Below are 16,544 nucleotides of genomic sequence, written 5' to 3'. Positions count from 1 at the left end.
AATGAAACCTGTATTCACAAGGATGATGGTGGCGGTGGTCCTGCTTGCCACAGTGTCGGTTGAAGCAAAGATGGTGACCCTGGCGGACGTGACCCAGGGGGAGGCGGGAGCCAGCATCTGGGTCAGCGGCACGGTGGCGAGTCGCCAGCAGGCGGCGCTCAGCGCCGAGGTGAGCGGCCGGGTGGAGTGGATAGCCGAATTCGGCAGCCGGGTGAAGGCGGGGGATGAGCTGCTGCGCCTGGACGCGGCCACCCTGCGCCTCTCCCTTGAACAGTCACGGGCCGAACAGGCGAGAGAGGCAAGCAACCTGCGCTACGCACGTGCCGAGTTCCAGCGGCTCGATCGACTGCACCAGCAGAAGAGCGCCTCCCAGAGTCAGTACGACAAGGCGCGTTACGACGTGGAGCAGGCCGAACTGGCCGAGCAACTGGCACGGGTACAGGTGCGCCAGATCGAGGCGCAACTGCAGAGGACCCACATCTTCGCCCCCTTCGATGGTGTGGTGAACGAGCACTTCATCCAGCCAGGAGAGCACGTGGATGCGGGGGAGCAGGCGCTGGAGCTGGTCAATCCGGATCAGCCGGATATCCGGCTGCGGGCCCCCATTGTCTGGGCCAGTCAGTTGGAAGATCAGGCCAGGTTGCGGGTCGAGGGGGAGCAGATCAGCAGCCACGCCACCTATTACCAGCGGGCGGCCAGCGCCGATCCCAAGTCGCGGCTCATCGAGCTGCGCCTCAGGCCCGAGCCGGGCAGTTTCATCATCGGCTCGCCGGTGCGGGTGGCGCTGCCGCTGGGGGAGCAGCAGACCATGCTGTTGCCACGGGATGCCCTGGTGCTCGGCACCGAGGGGAGCGTGGTCTATCAGGTGGAGCAGCGCGGCGAAGCGCTGACGGTGAACCGGGTGCCGGTGACCGTGCTGTTTGGCGACAACCGGCAGGTGGCGGTGAGCGGGGCGCTCAAGCTGGGGGACAGGGTGGTGGTGCGCGGGGCAGGCAGCCTGCAGGATGGGGACAAGGTGGAGCTGTTTCGTGGTTGAATCGGGTATGACGCCATAAAAAACGGCTCCCGCAGGAGCCGTTGTTGTCGATGTCCAAGTGAGGGATTACTCGACCATCATCACCTTGCAGGTGTTGGTACTGCCCACGGTTTCCATCTTGTCGCCATGGGTCAGCAGCACCATGTCGCCGCTCTGGACCAGTCCCTTGGCCTTGAGCACGTCGAGCGCCTCGCGGCACACCTCGTACACCGGCTTGCTCTCGTCGCCGTCGAACAGTACCGGGGTCACGCCACGGTAGAGGTTGGTCCATGCCAGAGTTTTGTTGTGGGGAGACATGGCGAAGATCGGCAGGCCGGAGCTGATGCGGGACATCAGCAGCGGGGTAGTGCCGGATTCGGTCAGCGCCACGATCGCCTTGACCCCTTCCAGGTGGTTGGCCGCGTACATGGTGGACATGGCGACGGCCTCTTCCACCGAGGTGAAGGTATAGCTCATGCGATGGTTGGAGACATTCAGGCTAGGGTGCTTTTCGGCGCCCACGCAGACGCTGGCCATGGAGGTCACGGTCTCGATGGGGAACTGGCCGGCGGCGGTCTCGGCGGAGAGCATCACCGCATCGGTGCCGTCCAGCACGGCGTTAGCCACGTCCATCACTTCGGCACGGGTCGGCAGCGGGGCGTTGATCATGGACTCCATCATCTGGGTGGCGGTGATGACCACGCGGTTCAGGCGACGGGAGTGGCGGATCAGCTTCTTCTGCACGCCAACCAGCTCGGGATCGCCGATCTCGACGCCGAGATCGCCCCGGGCCACCATGACGGCGTCGGAGCCAAGGATGATGTCTTCCATCGCCTCGTCGCTGGCAACGGTCTCGGCACGCTCGACCTTGGCCACGATCTTGGCGTTTGAGCCGGCTTCACGGGCCAGTTCGCGGGCGTAGCGCAGATCATCGCCGCTGCGGGGGAAGGAGACAGCCAGGTAGTCCACGTTCATGCGGGCGGCGGTCTTGATGTCTTCCTTGTCCTTCTCGGTCAGGGCCGGCGCGGAGAGACCACCCCCTTTCTTGTTGATGCCCTTGTTGTTGGAGAGCGGCCCGGCCACTGTGACTGTGGTGTGAATGCGAGTGCCTTCGACCTGCTCGACTTTGAGCTGTACGCGACCGTCGTCCAGCAGCAGGATGTCGCCGGCCACCACGTCGTTTGGCAGACTCTTGTAGTCGATGCCGACCTGCTCCTGGCAGCCTTCACCCTTGCCGAGGGCGGCATCGAGCACGAATTTGTCACCGATGGCGAGGTAGATCTTGCCATCCTTGAAGGTGGAAACGCGGATCTTGGGACCTTGCAGGTCCCCCATGATGGCCACATGACGGCCCAGCTTGGCGGCGATTTCACGCACCTGGTTGGCGCGCAGGATATGATCTTCAGGAGTGCCGTGAGAGAAGTTCATCCGCACCATGTCGGCACCGGCGCGGATGATCCCCTCGAGGATGCCGTCGCGATCGGTCGCCGGACCGAGTGTGGTTACAATCTTTGTACGTCTTGGCATGAAAGACTCCAATGTGAAGTTGATATGACTTGAAATACTGCCCCGTCAAGCATGTGGCATGGCGCCTGCTTGCAGGCCATCTGGGTGGCCTTGTGTTATTAAATTACGATACTACACCAAGCCCGGTGGCATAGACAGTCGGGGGCGGACCCCCGAATGATTCAGGAATTATGCGGGGTATCAAAGCGGGATTCGCGCAAACCTTCTTTGACTTTCTTCAGGTTTTCGCGAAATTTCATGCCACGGCGCAGGGTAAAGCCGGTTGCCAGCACGTCCACCAGAGCGAGCTGGGCGATGCGCGACGCCATGGGCATGTAGACGTCGGTGTCTTCCGGCACGTCCATGGAGAGCACCAGGTTGCACTCCCGGGCCAGGGGGGAGTCCTTGGCGGTCATGCCGATCACGGTGGCATCGTTTTCACGGGCCAGGGCTGCGATCTCTACCAGTGCCTTGGTGCGGCCGGTGTGGGAGATCAGCACCACCACATCCCCTTCACTGCTGTTGATGCAGCTCATGCGCATCATGACGATGTCCTCGAAGCTCACCACAGGGATGTTGAAGCGGAAGAACTTGTTCTGGGCATCGCGGGCCACGGCGGAAGAGGCGCCAAGACCGAAGAAGCTGATCTTCTTGGACTGGGTCAGGATGTCGACGCAGCGGTTGATGGCGGAGATGTCCAGGCTGTTCTTGGCTGCATCTAGGCAGGCCATGGTGGACTCGAAGATCTTGGCGGTATAGGTGTCGGGGCCGTCTTCCGCTTCCACGTGGCGGTTCACATAGGGGGTGCCGTTGGCCAGGCTCTGGGCCAGGTGCAGCTTGAAGTCGGGAAAGCCCTTGGTATCGAGACGACGGCAGAAGCGATTGACGGTCGGTTCGCTGACATCGGCCAGCTTGGCGAGGGTGGCAATGCTGGAGTGAATGGCGGTCTGGGGCGACGCCAGGATCACTTCAGCCACCTTACGCTCTGATTTACTGAAACTTTCCAAATTGTTCGTAATCTTATCGAGGGTATTCATCATTACCACCAGGCATTTTTGTAATTTAACTTCAGTGTCTGTGCACTAAATTCATAGCTCAAGCAGGTTTCCAATCTACTTGATGACTATACAAGACAAGCGCTTATCGGAACTAATCTCGTCCCCATAAAGTATGACTCATGTCTAATTATTTCGTGTTTTTGGTTACAAACTTCCATTCTGCCCTTGAAAACGCTTGCAAATGTTGCAAAGCAACAACACTGTGAGCGGGCGCACAGTTGCATTCATCCAACGCGCCGCAAGGGGAGGGGCTCGGGTAGTATTGCAACCAAATAACAAGGTCGGGACGGTAAGGGCCGCCCCGAGTCGGTAACGAAGGAGTTTGTTATGCAGCATACCCATGCGCTGGTGGGCGACGTAGGCGGTACCAATGCCCGGCTGGCCCTCTGTGAGCTGGCGACCGGCGCCATTTCCCAGGCAAAAACTTATTCAGGGCTGGCTTACCCCAGCCTGGAAGCCGTGGTGCGTCTCTATCTGGAGGAGCATGGCGTCAAGGTGGGCGAGGCCTGCATCGCCATCGCCTGCCCTATCAACGGCGACTGGGTCGCCATGACCAACCACAGCTGGGAGTTCTCCATCCGCGAGATGCAGAGCAATCTAGGGCTGGATCGCTTGCAGGTGATCAACGATTTTACCGCCGTCTCCATGGCGGTGCCCGTGCTGGCAGAGGCTGATCGCATCCAGCTGGGGGGCGCGGCGCCCGTGGCCGGCAAACCCATCGCCATCTATGGCGCAGGCACCGGCCTCGGGGTCGCCCACCTGGTGCAGGCTGGGGATCAGTGGCTCAGCCTGCCGGGGGAGGGCGGTCACGTGGACTTTGCCGCCAACTCGGAAGAGGAAGATGCGGTGCTGCAGGTGATGCGTGGCGAGCTGGGCCACGTCTCGGCGGAGCGCTTCCTCTCGGGCCCGGGACTGGTCAATCTCTATCGCGGTCTGGTGAAATCCGATGGCCGTGAACCCGAGCCCTTTGCCCCGAAAGACATCACCGAGCGGGCGCTGGCGGGTGATTGCCTGGATTGTCGCCGCACCCTGAGCCTGTTCTGCGTGCTGATGGGGCGTTTCGCCGGCAACCTGGCGCTCAACCTGGGCACCTTCGGCGGCGTCTACATCGCTGGCGGCATAGTGCCGCGCTTCCAGGAGTTCTTCATCGGCTCCGGCTTTCGGGTGGCGTTCGAAGACAAGGGTCGCTTCAAGCCTTACCTGAAGGACATTCCGGTGTTCCTCATCACCCACGAAGGCCCTGGCCTGCTCGGTGCCGGTGCCTATCTGCGCCAGTCCCTCGGGATCCGTCTCTGACAGGCTACGGAAACGATTTCATCGCGGTTCAGCCCTGATTCAGTGACCCTGGCGTAGAGTGAGATCACGTACTCAAGAGGGCAGGGTTTCACAGGGAATTGGAAGCTGTCTTCATCCGCTGGGTGCGAATTGTCACCTGACAAGCCTGAACTGTTTCACCGGCCCTTGCGGCCGGTTTTTTTATGTCTGTCGTTTCTGCTCGAGCATGGAGCTGAGGGGAGCGGCAGGCCAGCTTCTGATGGGGACGCAAGCTCGTCAGCCTCGTTGCCATGTTCTTGGCCTTGTCGAAGCAAAGGGAGTGAAGGCGTGAGACAGGGCAAGCGTCGGGATGGCCATGCCCGAATGCGGCAGGGGCCAGGCACTGGCCTGGCCCCAATCTGTCAGGGGAGGGTGATATGGAAGCGGGCACCGCCGAGCGGTGACTCGTCCACCCGGATCTTGCCGCCGTAGCTGTGCACGATCTCGGTCACTACCGCGAGCCCTATGCCCTGGCCGGGGGAGCTGTCTGCCCGCACGCCGCGCTGGAAGATCTGCTGCGATTTGCCGGGATCTATGCCGGGGCCGTCGTCTTCCACCACGATGAGCAGGCCGCTGCCCTCGCGGTTGACCCGCACCTGGATCTCGCTGATGGCGAACTTGCAGGCGTTGTCGAGCAAGTTGCCCATCAGCTCCATCAGATCGCCTTGTTCACCGTGGAAGAAGACGTCGTCATCAAACTGGAAGCCGGTTTGCAGCTTCTTGTGGCGGTAGACCTTGGTGAGGCTGGCCAGCAGCTTCTCGATGAGGGGCACCGGCTCGGTGCCCTTGCTGGCAAGGCGCTTTCGCCCCGTGACGGCACGGCGCAGCTGGTACTGGATGATCTGATCCATGGTGGTGATCTGTTCATTGATGTTGTCATGGATATCGTGGCCGAGCTTGAGCTCCTGGGCGGTGATCTGGATGAGCGCCAGCCGGGTTTTCAGGCTGTGGGCCAGATCATTGAGGGCGTGCTGGTAACGCTGGGTCTGCTGGCGCTCGTTTTCCAGCAGCTGGTTGACCGATTCGGTCAGCGGCGTCAGTTCCCGCTCGTAGTCGTTGGAGAGCGACTCCCGGGAGCCGGCGCGGATCTCGTCAATCTGCCGCGCCATGGTGCGCAGGGAGGAGAGACTCCAGAAGCTGGTCAGCAGCAGCAGGGCCCCGAGCAGGCAATAAGAGAGCAGTGCCTGACGAATGCAGCGGTAGAGATACTCCCTGGTCTGAGCCTGGTAACGCTTGGCGGAATCGACCATCACCACGTAGTAGGTGGTGGGGCCGTCGCCGTGATTGCGCAGGAAGCGCAGGCTGTAGATGAAGTAGCTCTCGCCGTTCTTGATGGTGTGCAGTTTGAAGAAATAGTCCTGATCCAGGCCGCCAAGGTACTTCATCAGATCCCGGCAGATGGTTCCCTTGATGGTGATCACCTCGGGCATGTGCAGGCTGGACCAGCTCAGCTCTCCGTCGGCGCGGCAGATCAGGGTGTCGAGATTGGGATCGATGGCATCCGGGGTGATGTTGCCGAGATCCGTGATGGCATGGGGATCAGGCTGCTTGGAGGAGAAGAGCTTGGAGAGATTCTCCTGCATGCGGATGCTGGCTTTCTGGGCCTGCTCCTCGGCGTGGCCAAGATAGAGGATATAGACCGAGAAGGTCATGATGAGCGCGATGACCAGCATGGCGCTCAACATCAGCTTGAGGTGCAGCGAGCGGTGGATCAGTTGCATGGGGCGCAGCATGAAAAGAGGCATCAGCTGCAGGAGAGGTTGAAGATGTAACCCTGTCGGCGGATGGTGGAGATGGGGGCGATGACCCCTTCCGGATCCAGTTTCTTGCGCAGTCGGCTCACCATGACCTCTATGGTGTTCGGATCCCCTTCGCCATCGCCATAGAGTTGATCCAGCAGCTGCTGCTTGGAAACCACCTGGCGGGCGTTGCGCATCAGGTATTCCAGGATCAGATACTCGAAGCTGGTGAGCACAGTGACTTCGCCGGCGACGGTCAGCTCCTTGCGGGAGAGGTCCAGCTCGTAGTCGCCCGCCTTCACTCTGGGGGAGATGAAACCGGCGCTGCGGCGCACCAGGGCATTGAGTCGGGCAAGCAGCTCGTCTTTCTGGAAGGGTTTGACCAGATAGTCGTCCGCCCCGGCTTCCAGCCCTTCCACCTTGTCCTGCCAGTTGCCCCGCGCGGTCAACACTATGATGGGGAAGGGGATCTGCTGCTCGCGCAGGCGGCTGATGAGCTGCAGGCCATCCATGTCCGGCAGGCCCAGATCGATGATGCCAACGTCGATGGGGTAGTCGGCCGCATAGTGCAGCGCCACCTGGGCACTGTCCGTGCTGTGAACTTGATTCTGGGCCTCGGTCAACAGCGTGGTGAGGTGATGATTGAGCAGCTTGTCGTCTTCGACCAGTAGGATTTTCATAAGATGCATGATGATAAGGGTCCAGGCTGTCAATTAGAGGGTGTCTAAGGGGGAGAGTCAATGTGGATCCTACATAACCCCCCTGTATCGGTACTGAATCGTGCCTACCTTTGTTTACGGCCCTTATTTTTGCAGCGGTAACCATGCCGCCTGAGCTTCCCTGTGATCAATGCCATCAAATCAGATGAGGAATGTTGGGTTCCATTGGTGACAACTTGCGACTGTTCTGATCGCATTGATGGGGATGGAGATGCGTTGTTCTGTCGAATCATTGCGCGTCATCACGACTGGTAGAAGTCATTCCGGTTGTCAGGTCGCAGCAGGCATGCTGTTGTAATCACCTGAATCGATTCAGTTTTATCGTTTGGCTCGAATGATTGGGACAGCTCCGAGCGTGGTGCAGAGAGGAATGTTTAGCGTGAAAGGCCGGAAGGCTGAATGGGAGGTTTTTTTGAATCCCTACCCTACGAGAGGTTTTCTGCGGTTATGACTATTCATCCCAGCACCAAACAAGATAGAATCTGGTCCAAAATCGGGTTTAGGGCTCTCTGTTGCCCAAGATATGAACAATGCTGCCGCCAGGAATCCCTGGCCAAGCAATGGATGCAGCTCCATTGTGAGACATCAACCAAAACAAAAAGCTGGAGGATATGATGACCAACAGCGCGCACAATCAGGTTAAAAGCAGCGTGTTGGGAGCTGTAACTCAGGGGCGGTAGCGTGATCATTTATCCATCTCAATCTTGCGTTGGTTCATAGTCGTTAATCCTCTTGCCTTGAGGACCTTTCTTCGTGCTTCGTGCAGACAGACAGACAGACAGACAGACAGACAGACAGACAGACAGACAGACAGACAGACAGACAGACAGACAGACAGACAGCAGACAGATAGTCCGCATGCCCACACAAATGCCACCGAGTGGATTCAAGCATTCGTGAACTGAGCGCAATCACTTTGTTCTATGAAGAAAAAGCCAGAGTGATACACAGCCGCAGAACCTAACTAAAAATCTTTCCTTTTTCATTAAATTGCAATCAGGAACCTTTCAATGAAGATCCTTGTCACCGGCGGCGCCGGTTTTATCGGTTCGGCTGTTGTTCGCCATATCATCCAGGATACCAACGACTCAGTTATCAACCTCGACAAGCTGACCTATGCGGGCAATCTGGAATCCTTGGCCAGTGTCGCAAACAGTGAACGTTATGCCTTTGAACAGGTGGATATCTGCAACCGCGCCGAACTGGACCGGGTGTTTGCCCAGCATCAACCGGATGCCGTGATGCACTTGGCGGCCGAGAGCCACGTCGATCGCTCCATTACCGGCCCTGCCGATTTCATCGAAACCAATATCGTTGGCACTTACATGTTGTTAGAAGCGGCCCGCGCCTATTGGAACGGTCTGGACGAGGCTCGCAAGGCGGCGTTCCGCTTCCACCATATCTCCACCGACGAGGTGTATGGCGATCTGCCCCATCCCGATGAGGCCGCTCTTGGCGAGGTGCTGCCGCTCTTTACTGAGAACACCCCCTATGCTCCCAGCAGCCCCTACTCTGCCTCCAAGGCCTCCAGCGACCATCTGGTGCGTGCTTGGCGCCGCACCTACGGGCTGCCCGTGCTGGTGACCAACTGTTCGAACAATTACGGGCCTTGGCAACATGCGGAAAAACTGATTTCACAAACCATAGCCCACGCCCTCGCGGGCAAGCCGATCCCTATTTATGGCAAGGGCGATCAGATCCGCGACTGGCTTTATGTGGAAGATCACGCCCGCGCGCTCTACACCGTGGTCACCACCGGCGTGATTGGCGAGACCTACAATATCGGCGGGCACAACGAGAAGCAGAACCTGGAAGTGGTGCACACCATCTGTGATCTGCTTGATGAAATGGTGCCTCTGGATCGTGTGAGCAAAGAGTCTCCCTCGCCCCTTGAGGGAGAGGGGCGGCGTGAGGGGAAAAGCTATCGCTCCCTTATTACCTATATCACCGATCGACCTGGCCATGACCGTCGTTACGCCATCGACGCCAGCAAGATGAGCTCCGAGCTCGATTGGCAGCCGCAAGAGACCTTCGAGTCAGGTATTCGCAAGACGGTGCCGTGGTATCTGGATAACCAGCAATGGGTGCTAAACGTGAAAATTGGGTTGTAATAAAAAATGAGTGGCTATTGCTTAGGAAAGACATTTTTAAGCAATGTTTATTCTAAATAGGTTTACATTTTATTTAATGAGCAACATTAGCAACAACCGCCGTATTGTTAAAAATACTTTGTTTCTTTATTTTAGAATGGTTTTGACCTTGGGGGTCACCCTGTATACCTCGCGGGTGGTGCTTAATAGTTTGGGGGTTGAAGATTTCGGTATTTATAACGTGGTCGGTGGGGTGGTGACCATGATGGCCTTTCTGAGTGGCGCCATGTCATCTGCTACCCAACGTTTTTTTTCGTTTGAATTGGGTCAGAATAACCTTGAGCAGTTAGCTAAAGTGTTTAAGATGAGCCTGAGTATTCACTGGTTGATCATCTTGATGATGGTATTGCTGGCACAAACCTTAGGGTTGTGGTTTGTTAATACACACTTAGTGATTCCGCCTGAACGTCTAATTGCCGCCAACTGGGTATTTCAGTGTGCCTTGTTCTCATTTTGCTGCACCGTGTTGGGGGTGCCATATAACGCAGCGATTATTGCCCATGAGAGGATGAGTGCATTCGCCTATATCAGCATTATCGATGTTCTCCTTAAACTGACAGTTGTATTTCTACTAGCAGAGCACTGCGGTGACCGGTTGCAATTTTATGCATTGCTAATGGTAGCAGTTAGTTTGCTAACACTTGGTTGCTATTACATCTATGCTCGCCGACAATTTGCAGTGACTAGATTCTCATTATATTGGGATGCTACGTTATTTAAAATATTGCTTAGCTATACTGGTTGGAATTTGTTTGGTAATTTGGCGGTTGTTATGTCTAACCAAGGCATAAATATATTACTAAATATATTTTTTGGTGCGCATGTAAATGCCGCAAGAGCTATTGCAATTCAGGTTAGCGGTGCAATTAGTGGTTTTGTAAATAGTTTACAGATGTCAATCAATCCACAGATAATAAAAGCATATGCGGTGGAAGATATGTTGTATATGCATAAATTGGTTTTTGCTGGCGCTAGATATACATTTTATTTCATGTTGTTATTATCTTCCCCGGTATTTATGGAAACGCAAGTTATACTTGAATTATGGCTTGGCGATGTCCCTCGATATACAAGTTTTTTTGTGCAGCTAGTATTAATCGAGTCTTGTCTTATTTGTCTGTCCGGCACCTTGATGACTTCAGCTCAGGCAACTGGCAATATTAAATTGTATCAAGTGGTTGTTGGTGGATTGCAACTTTGTAATTTACCCGTAGCATACCTACTGCTAAAAATAAATAAAACACCATTAGTGGTGTTCTATGTAAGTATTTTTATGATAATTTTATCATTTGTTGTGAGGCTTCTTTTTATGAAGAAGTTGATCAATTTGACAATTTCTGAATACATTAAAAATGTTTTAGTTTTATCAAGCAGAGTTATTTTAGTTGTTGTGGTTGTTAATTTTTCAATTGGTTATTTATTTTTCGATGTTTTTTTAGATGATAACCTTCATGTGTTAATTAAAATAATTATTTATCTAATAACAACGTCAGCAATCATTTATTGGATTGGGTTAAGAGCGGAAGAAAAGAGCTTTATAAATAAGTTGGTGCTCAAGGTTATTTCCAGATGAGAATTTTAAATGCATAAATATATTATTGGCTTTGTGAGAGCTTTATGAAAGGTATAATTATAGGTTGGTTTGGTAAAAACAACTTAGGTGATGACTTATTAGAAGAAATTGCTAGAGATCTCATTTTAAGTAATGTTATGTTAAAAACGCTGATTAGCGTACCTATCAGTGAACTACACAATAATAAAAACACGGAAAACCATATATCTGAAGCTGATATTGTTTTTATAGGCCCCGGAGGGTTAATAAATACAGGGACTAACTATATTGTAGAACCTTTGAAGAATGCAAAGAAAATAGTCCTAATTGGTATTTCTATAGAGGATTACACAGGAAGCAGTGATAGAGTATTACAGTTTTTAGCTGAAAAATCAGCAATAAGCCTTTTTCGTGATGCGGATAGTGTAAATTATTTTAAACGTTTTTCTCCTGTTGGTGTTGTTAGTTTAATTAGCGACCTTTTTTTATCAGCGAATGCAGAAATTTTCCCTAATGAAGTTTTATACACCTATGATAATAAAATAATGGCCCTTCCTCGTGGGTGGGATAAAAATATATTAAGGAATAAGTATTTTCATTATTTAAAAAATAAGATGAATAATCCAACGTGGATGTTACCATTAACTCAGAGTAATGAGATACTTTCTATGTGTGCAAGGTCAGATGAAATTTGTGTTATTGATCCTGCCGATAAAGATGCTTTTTGTTATTTAAGTAATAAACGTGGGAAAAAGTTCATCGGTTGCGCAACATCGGAAGCCGAACTTAGGCGTTGGATTACAAATAGAAATTTAATATCGGCAAGATACCATGGCACTCTTATTGCGTTAAAATATGGTGTATATACTGAAAGTTATTGCTACCAAAACAAATTAAGAAATTTATGTATGACTTACGATCTTCCTATTTATCAGAATAATACACCCCAAAAAATATCGCTTTCAAAGCTAAAAGATGATGGATTTAATTCTATGTTAGAGATCAAATCAAAATTAAGTTGTTTGTAAGTAGTAATCAAATTAAAAAAATCATTTGCAAATGACATAGAGGAATTTTTATGAAAATTCTAACAGTATTCGGCACTCGTCCAGAAGCCATTAAAATGGCGCCTTTAGTACATGCATTAACAGCGGATGATCGTTTTGAATCAAAGGTATGTGTAACTGCTCAGCATCGTGAAATGCTGGATCAGGTTTTATCATTATTTGAAATTACCCCTGATTATGACTTGAACCTGATGAAAGTAGGTCAAACACTAAATGATGTTACTACACGTATTTTGCTGGAGTTAAAGCCGGTATTGCAAGAATTTAAACCGGACGTGGTATTGGTACATGGCGATACGGCTACAACTTTTGCAGCAAGTTTAGCGGCTTACTACGAGCAAATTGCAGTTGGCCATGTTGAAGCGGGGCTGCGTACCGGCAATATTTATTCACCCTGGCCGGAAGAGGCTAACCGTAAACTAACAGGTGCGTTAGCGACCTATCACTTTGCCCCAACAGGTACATCAAAAGCCAATTTATTGAAAGAAGGCTATGATGCAAAAAATATCTTTATAACCGGTAATACGGTGATTGATGCGTTATTGATGGTGAAAGAGAAGATCGAAAATGATCAAGTTCTCAATACTAGGCTTGCCGCAAAGTTTCCGTTTTTGGATGAAAAGAAAAAGCTCATCTTGGTTACAGGCCATCGCCGAGAAAGTTTTGGCGGTGGTTTTGAGCGTATTTGTGAAGCGCTGGCTATCACGGCCAAAGCAAATTCAGATGTGCAAATTCTGTATCCTATGCACCTAAATCCGAATGTTCGTGAACCTGTTAACCGTATTTTGGGTAACATCGATAACATCATCTTGATTGAGCCACAGGAATATCTTCCGTTTATCTATTTAATGATGCGTGCACACATTATTTTAACTGATTCTGGTGGAATTCAAGAAGAGGCGCCATCACTTGGTAAGCCAGTTTTGGTGATGCGTGATACCACCGAGCGACCCGAGGCGGTAGCTGCGGGGACTGTTAAGTTAGTTGGTACCGATGTAGAAAAAATCGTTAATGGTTTAGCAGAGTTACTGAATGATAATGATGCCTATCAGGCGATGAGTTTTGCGCATAACCCATATGGAGATGGTTTCTCTAGCATGTGTATTATTGAGCAATTGATTCATTCAGAGAGAAAATAAAAAAAGGCTGCAGCATGAATATAAATAATTTATTAGTTTATTTACCTAAGTCAGAATATCTGAATGAAGCAACTTCGTTTTATATTGATATGTTGTGCGAAGGAATTTCTAATAAAGAATCTAAGATTGTGTATAAACTATCAGAGTTAAAAGGTTGTGATGCTGTTTTGGTTATTGATGTAAAGAGTTTTTTATTTGTTAAGTCTCGTTATCCATCGATGAAAGTTATAACTTGGTATCAAGGTATTGTACCAGAAGAAGGATTGATGTTTTTAAATAATAGTAAAATAAAATTTATTTACTGGTCATGCTTTGAATTTATTTGTCTTTGCTTTTCATTCCTTAATGTTTTTGTTTCAAAGGCGATGCATCAACATTATGTTAATAAATATAAATATAAGAGATTAGGTGGGGTGGTAATCCCATGTTTTAATAAAGGAATCGATCATAGTATCGCTAATCAAGATCGAGGATTTAGTTTTGTTTATGCTGGTAGCCTGCACAAGTGGCAATGCATAGAACGGATGCTTTCTATTTTTAGTGCTGTTCAAAAAAAAGAACCTATAGCAACCTTGGAATTCTATACATTCAGTGTTCATGATGCTGAAGAGTTGATCAAAAAATACAGTTTGAAAAATACAAATATTAAAAGGGTTGAGTTGAAGGACGTAGATAAAGAAATAAGTAAAAGTAAATATGGTTTTTTAATTAGAGAAGACCACATTGTAAATAATGTTGCTACACCAACTAAAATTAATACTTATTTGTCTGTTGGAACCAGGCCGATATTGACAGATGTGATTTTTGATTTCAAAGAAAAAATTGACAAAAACCTTTGTGTTTATGTGAGTTTACACGATGCTGATGAGCAGATTGCAGATCTCATTATTGCTGATTATAGGATTAAAATAAATGAATTATCTTTTGCATCAGCAAGGAAAAACGTTTTTGCCAACTACTATAATAGAGATGGGTACATTAAAATGTTAAGGGAGATATGAATGTACAAGTTATTTTATATTGCGATTTTTGTGTGATTCAATAGTCGATAAAAAGCTTAATGAGATTATTAATTAAGTAAAAAATTTAATCGAAGGGTTGGAATGAACATAATCTATTGTATACATGGTTTGAAAAATTCGGGTGGAATGGAACGAGTGATTACTACTAAAGCTAATTATTTGGCTGAATTTTATGGTGGTAAAATAACAATAGTAACACTCAATGGTTCAGAACAAAGCTTTTTCAAATTACATGAATCTATAGTAATAAAATCATTTTGTGTTGACCGGTTGGATTCGTTGAGAGACTATATAAATAAAAAAAAACCTGATGTGTTCATTTCTACTGGAGGTAAAGAAATAAGCATATTACCCACCCTGTCTTCTCATATTAAAAAGATTGTTGAAATACATTTTTGTTTTTATTTTTCTATCTTGAGAGAGATAGCGGCTGGCAGAGGAATGTCGTATCGCATATATGGCTTTTTGAAGCTGTTGCGTTATATATTTTTATTGAATTTTTCAGATGTTGTCGTTTCGCTTACATCAAAAGATAATTTAAGATGGCGACGATGTCTACCATTTACCAAAACAAGAACAATTAGTAATCCTGTGCCATTTATATCTAATGATCAATTTTCAACCTCTTTTTTGAGTGACCATATGGTTATTCGCTTTATCGCAATTGGACGATTAGATAATCAGAAGGGATTCAATGACTTGGTTGAAATATGCTACCTTTTTAAAGGTAAATATAAATCAAGACAATGGTCAGTGGATATTTATGGTGATGGTGAATTAAAGAGTTTTCTATTACATAAAATTGAGAAACTAGGCCTTCAAGAACATGTCAGAATACATGATGCAGTTAGTAACTTAGCACCTATATACCAAATGGCAACAGGATTACTTATGACTTCATATTATGAGGGTATGCCAATGGTGTTATTGGAGGCATTGTCGTTTGGTACACCATGCATCGCATTTGATTGTGATAGTGGGCCATCCGAACTTATACACAATGGACATAATGGTTTTTTAATCTCAAAGCGTAATAAACATCAATTTGTTTCTAGAATGCTTGATGTTGCAGAAATGGGTGCTGAACTATTTAATGATATGAGTTTGAATACACTAGGTGTAGTTGAGGCATATAGAATAGATAGAATAATGGTTGATTGGATTGATTTATTCAGAGGTAAACCGTGATCTCTTATTTATTTGTGGCAGGAGCGCTGTTAAGTTTTTCATTACGCTCAAATTTCCATTGTAATTATAAATTTAATGTTAGTTCTTTCATTTTATATTTTTTTACTGTGCTTTTTTTATTGATTTTTGCGGGTCTGCGTGAGAATGTTGGTTTTGATTTTTTTTCTTATAAAAATATTTTTTATGGGTATAATGATACACCAGTTGAACCACTCTATAACGCAATACAATTTATTACTAGGTTGACGGGTTCTTATACATTTCATCTGTTTTTTGTTGCTGGTATTTCATTTTTAATTAAAGTTTATTTTTTTAATAAAATCATTGATTACAAACTGCAGTATATAGTTCTTTTTTTTTATTTTACGTCTAGTTTTTTGATGTTGGAAATGGGTGTTATTAGGCAATCAATTGCTGCATCATTCGTACTTGGTGCTATATATTTCAATGCCACTAAAAAAACAAGTTTATTTGTGCTGTTTTCATTTTTGGCAACTTTATCTCATATCAGTGCATTAGCTATTGTTGGCTTGGTTTTGTTATTTAACGTTATAAGCTTATCTCGCGTAAATGTTCTTTTAATGTTGTCTTGCTCTTTTTTATTAATGAATTTGACAAATCTATTTTCTTCTGAAATAAGTGCAGTATTAGTTGGTTTTGGTGATAAATATGCTGTCTACACTCAAAATTTTGAACCTGTAGGATTAACGCCTGGTCTATTTTTGAAATTATTAGTTTTTTTTGTTATTTACGAAGTATTTAATAATAGAGTTAAGAATGATTTGGCTGGTTTGTTTGTTTTTATTTATTTTTGTGGTCTTTGTTTTTTTATCGCTTTCAATTCAGTACCCATTCTGGCTGCGCGTTTAACATCATATTTTAAAGTTGTTGAAGTGGTTGTTTTTATATTATTTCTTTTACAGTTTAGAGCGGGACCATCTCGTTTTTTTGTTTTTTGTATTTTATCTATATTTTCATTTGCTCAGTTAATTAAATTTTTGAATGAAGAGGCAGTAATAAAAGACTACTCTCATTATAGTAATTTTTTATTTAATGTTTTATGAGTTCCACTAAA

General features: G+C 48.1%; 13 protein-coding genes. 9 read left to right on the top strand and 4 right to left on the bottom strand.

Annotated features, from left to right (window positions below; genetic code table 11):
- Nucleotide 1 precedes the first annotated feature (1 nt).
- The gene (locus tag ACB030_RS05885; RefSeq protein WP_371158588.1) at nucleotides 2–1,036 is read left to right on the top strand and encodes an efflux RND transporter periplasmic adaptor subunit; all 1,035 of its coding nucleotides are present in this window, start codon (nucleotides 2–4) and stop codon (nucleotides 1,034–1,036) included.
- A 66-nt stretch (nucleotides 1,037–1,102) separates the two neighbouring features.
- On the opposite strand, the gene pyk is transcribed toward ACB030_RS05885, so the two are convergent.
- Nucleotides 1,103–2,542, bottom strand: coding sequence for a pyruvate kinase (pyk, locus tag ACB030_RS05880; RefSeq protein ID WP_368168901.1), 1,440 nt, complete (start codon nucleotides 2,540–2,542; stop codon nucleotides 1,103–1,105).
- Nucleotides 2,543–2,703: 161 nt separating this feature from the next.
- Nucleotides 2,704–3,561, bottom strand: a complete 858-nt coding sequence (locus ACB030_RS05875; RefSeq protein ID WP_042649694.1) for a MurR/RpiR family transcriptional regulator — start codon at nucleotides 3,559–3,561, stop codon at nucleotides 2,704–2,706.
- A 345-nt stretch (nucleotides 3,562–3,906) separates the two neighbouring features.
- On the opposite strand from ACB030_RS05875, the gene glk reads away from it, so the two are divergent.
- Nucleotides 3,907–4,875 (top strand): glucokinase, encoded by a 969-nt coding sequence (gene glk, locus ACB030_RS05870; RefSeq protein ID WP_371158587.1) that lies wholly within the window; start codon nucleotides 3,907–3,909, stop codon nucleotides 4,873–4,875.
- A gap of 380 nt (nucleotides 4,876–5,255) precedes the next feature.
- On the opposite strand, the gene ACB030_RS05865 is transcribed toward glk, so the two are convergent.
- Together ACB030_RS05865 and ACB030_RS05860 are read right to left on the bottom strand one after the other, a co-directional pair.
- Nucleotides 5,256–6,638 (bottom strand): ATP-binding protein, encoded by a 1,383-nt coding sequence (locus ACB030_RS05865; protein WP_371158586.1) that lies wholly within the window; start codon nucleotides 6,636–6,638, stop codon nucleotides 5,256–5,258.
- Nucleotides 6,638–7,312 (bottom strand): response regulator, encoded by a 675-nt coding sequence (locus tag ACB030_RS05860; RefSeq protein WP_025327574.1) that lies wholly within the window; start codon nucleotides 7,310–7,312, stop codon nucleotides 6,638–6,640. The genes ACB030_RS05865 and ACB030_RS05860 overlap by 1 nt, the downstream gene beginning before the upstream one ends.
- 1,049 nt (nucleotides 7,313–8,361) lie before the next feature.
- Here ACB030_RS05860 and rfbB point away from each other — a divergent pair.
- The 7 genes from rfbB to ACB030_RS05825 all read left to right on the top strand — a co-directional run bounded on the left by rfbB (nucleotide 8,362) and on the right by ACB030_RS05825 (nucleotide 16,533).
- Nucleotides 8,362–9,462: a dTDP-glucose 4,6-dehydratase gene (rfbB, locus tag ACB030_RS05855; RefSeq protein ID WP_371158585.1), complete on the top strand. Its 1,101-nt coding sequence runs from the start codon at nucleotides 8,362–8,364 to the stop codon at nucleotides 9,460–9,462.
- 76 nt (nucleotides 9,463–9,538) lie between these two features.
- Nucleotides 9,539–11,074 carry a lipopolysaccharide biosynthesis protein gene (locus ACB030_RS05850; RefSeq protein WP_371158584.1) on the top strand — a complete coding sequence of 512 codons (1,536 nt, stop codon included), beginning with the start codon at nucleotides 9,539–9,541 and terminating at the stop codon, nucleotides 11,072–11,074.
- A 44-nt stretch (nucleotides 11,075–11,118) separates the two neighbouring features.
- On the top strand, nucleotides 11,119–12,081 hold the full coding sequence (locus ACB030_RS05845; protein WP_371158583.1) for a polysaccharide pyruvyl transferase family protein: 963 nt from the start codon (nucleotides 11,119–11,121) through the stop codon (nucleotides 12,079–12,081).
- Nucleotides 12,082–12,131: 50 nt separating this feature from the next.
- Nucleotides 12,132–13,259 (top strand): non-hydrolyzing UDP-N-acetylglucosamine 2-epimerase, encoded by a 1,128-nt coding sequence (gene wecB, locus ACB030_RS05840; protein ID WP_371158582.1) that lies wholly within the window; start codon nucleotides 12,132–12,134, stop codon nucleotides 13,257–13,259.
- Between the two features lie 14 nt (nucleotides 13,260–13,273).
- Nucleotides 13,274–14,260: a hypothetical protein gene (locus ACB030_RS05835; protein WP_371158581.1), complete on the top strand. Its 987-nt coding sequence runs from the start codon at nucleotides 13,274–13,276 to the stop codon at nucleotides 14,258–14,260.
- Nucleotides 14,261–14,362: 102 nt separating this feature from the next.
- Nucleotides 14,363–15,469, top strand: coding sequence for a glycosyltransferase (locus ACB030_RS05830; RefSeq protein ID WP_371158580.1), 1,107 nt, complete (start codon nucleotides 14,363–14,365; stop codon nucleotides 15,467–15,469).
- Complete coding sequence (locus ACB030_RS05825; protein WP_371158579.1) at nucleotides 15,466–16,533, top strand: EpsG family protein; 1,068 nt, start codon at nucleotides 15,466–15,468, stop codon at nucleotides 16,531–16,533. The genes ACB030_RS05830 and ACB030_RS05825 overlap by 4 nt, the downstream gene beginning before the upstream one ends.
- Nucleotides 16,534–16,544: the final 11 nt, after the last annotated feature.

It is taken from the genome of Aeromonas sp. S16(2024), assembly GCF_041403065.1.
In the GTDB taxonomy this organism is placed as follows: domain Bacteria; phylum Pseudomonadota; class Gammaproteobacteria; order Enterobacterales; family Aeromonadaceae; genus Aeromonas.
The sequence above is the reverse complement of the archived record's forward strand: the minus strand, read 5'-3'. Positions and strand labels throughout refer to the sequence as shown.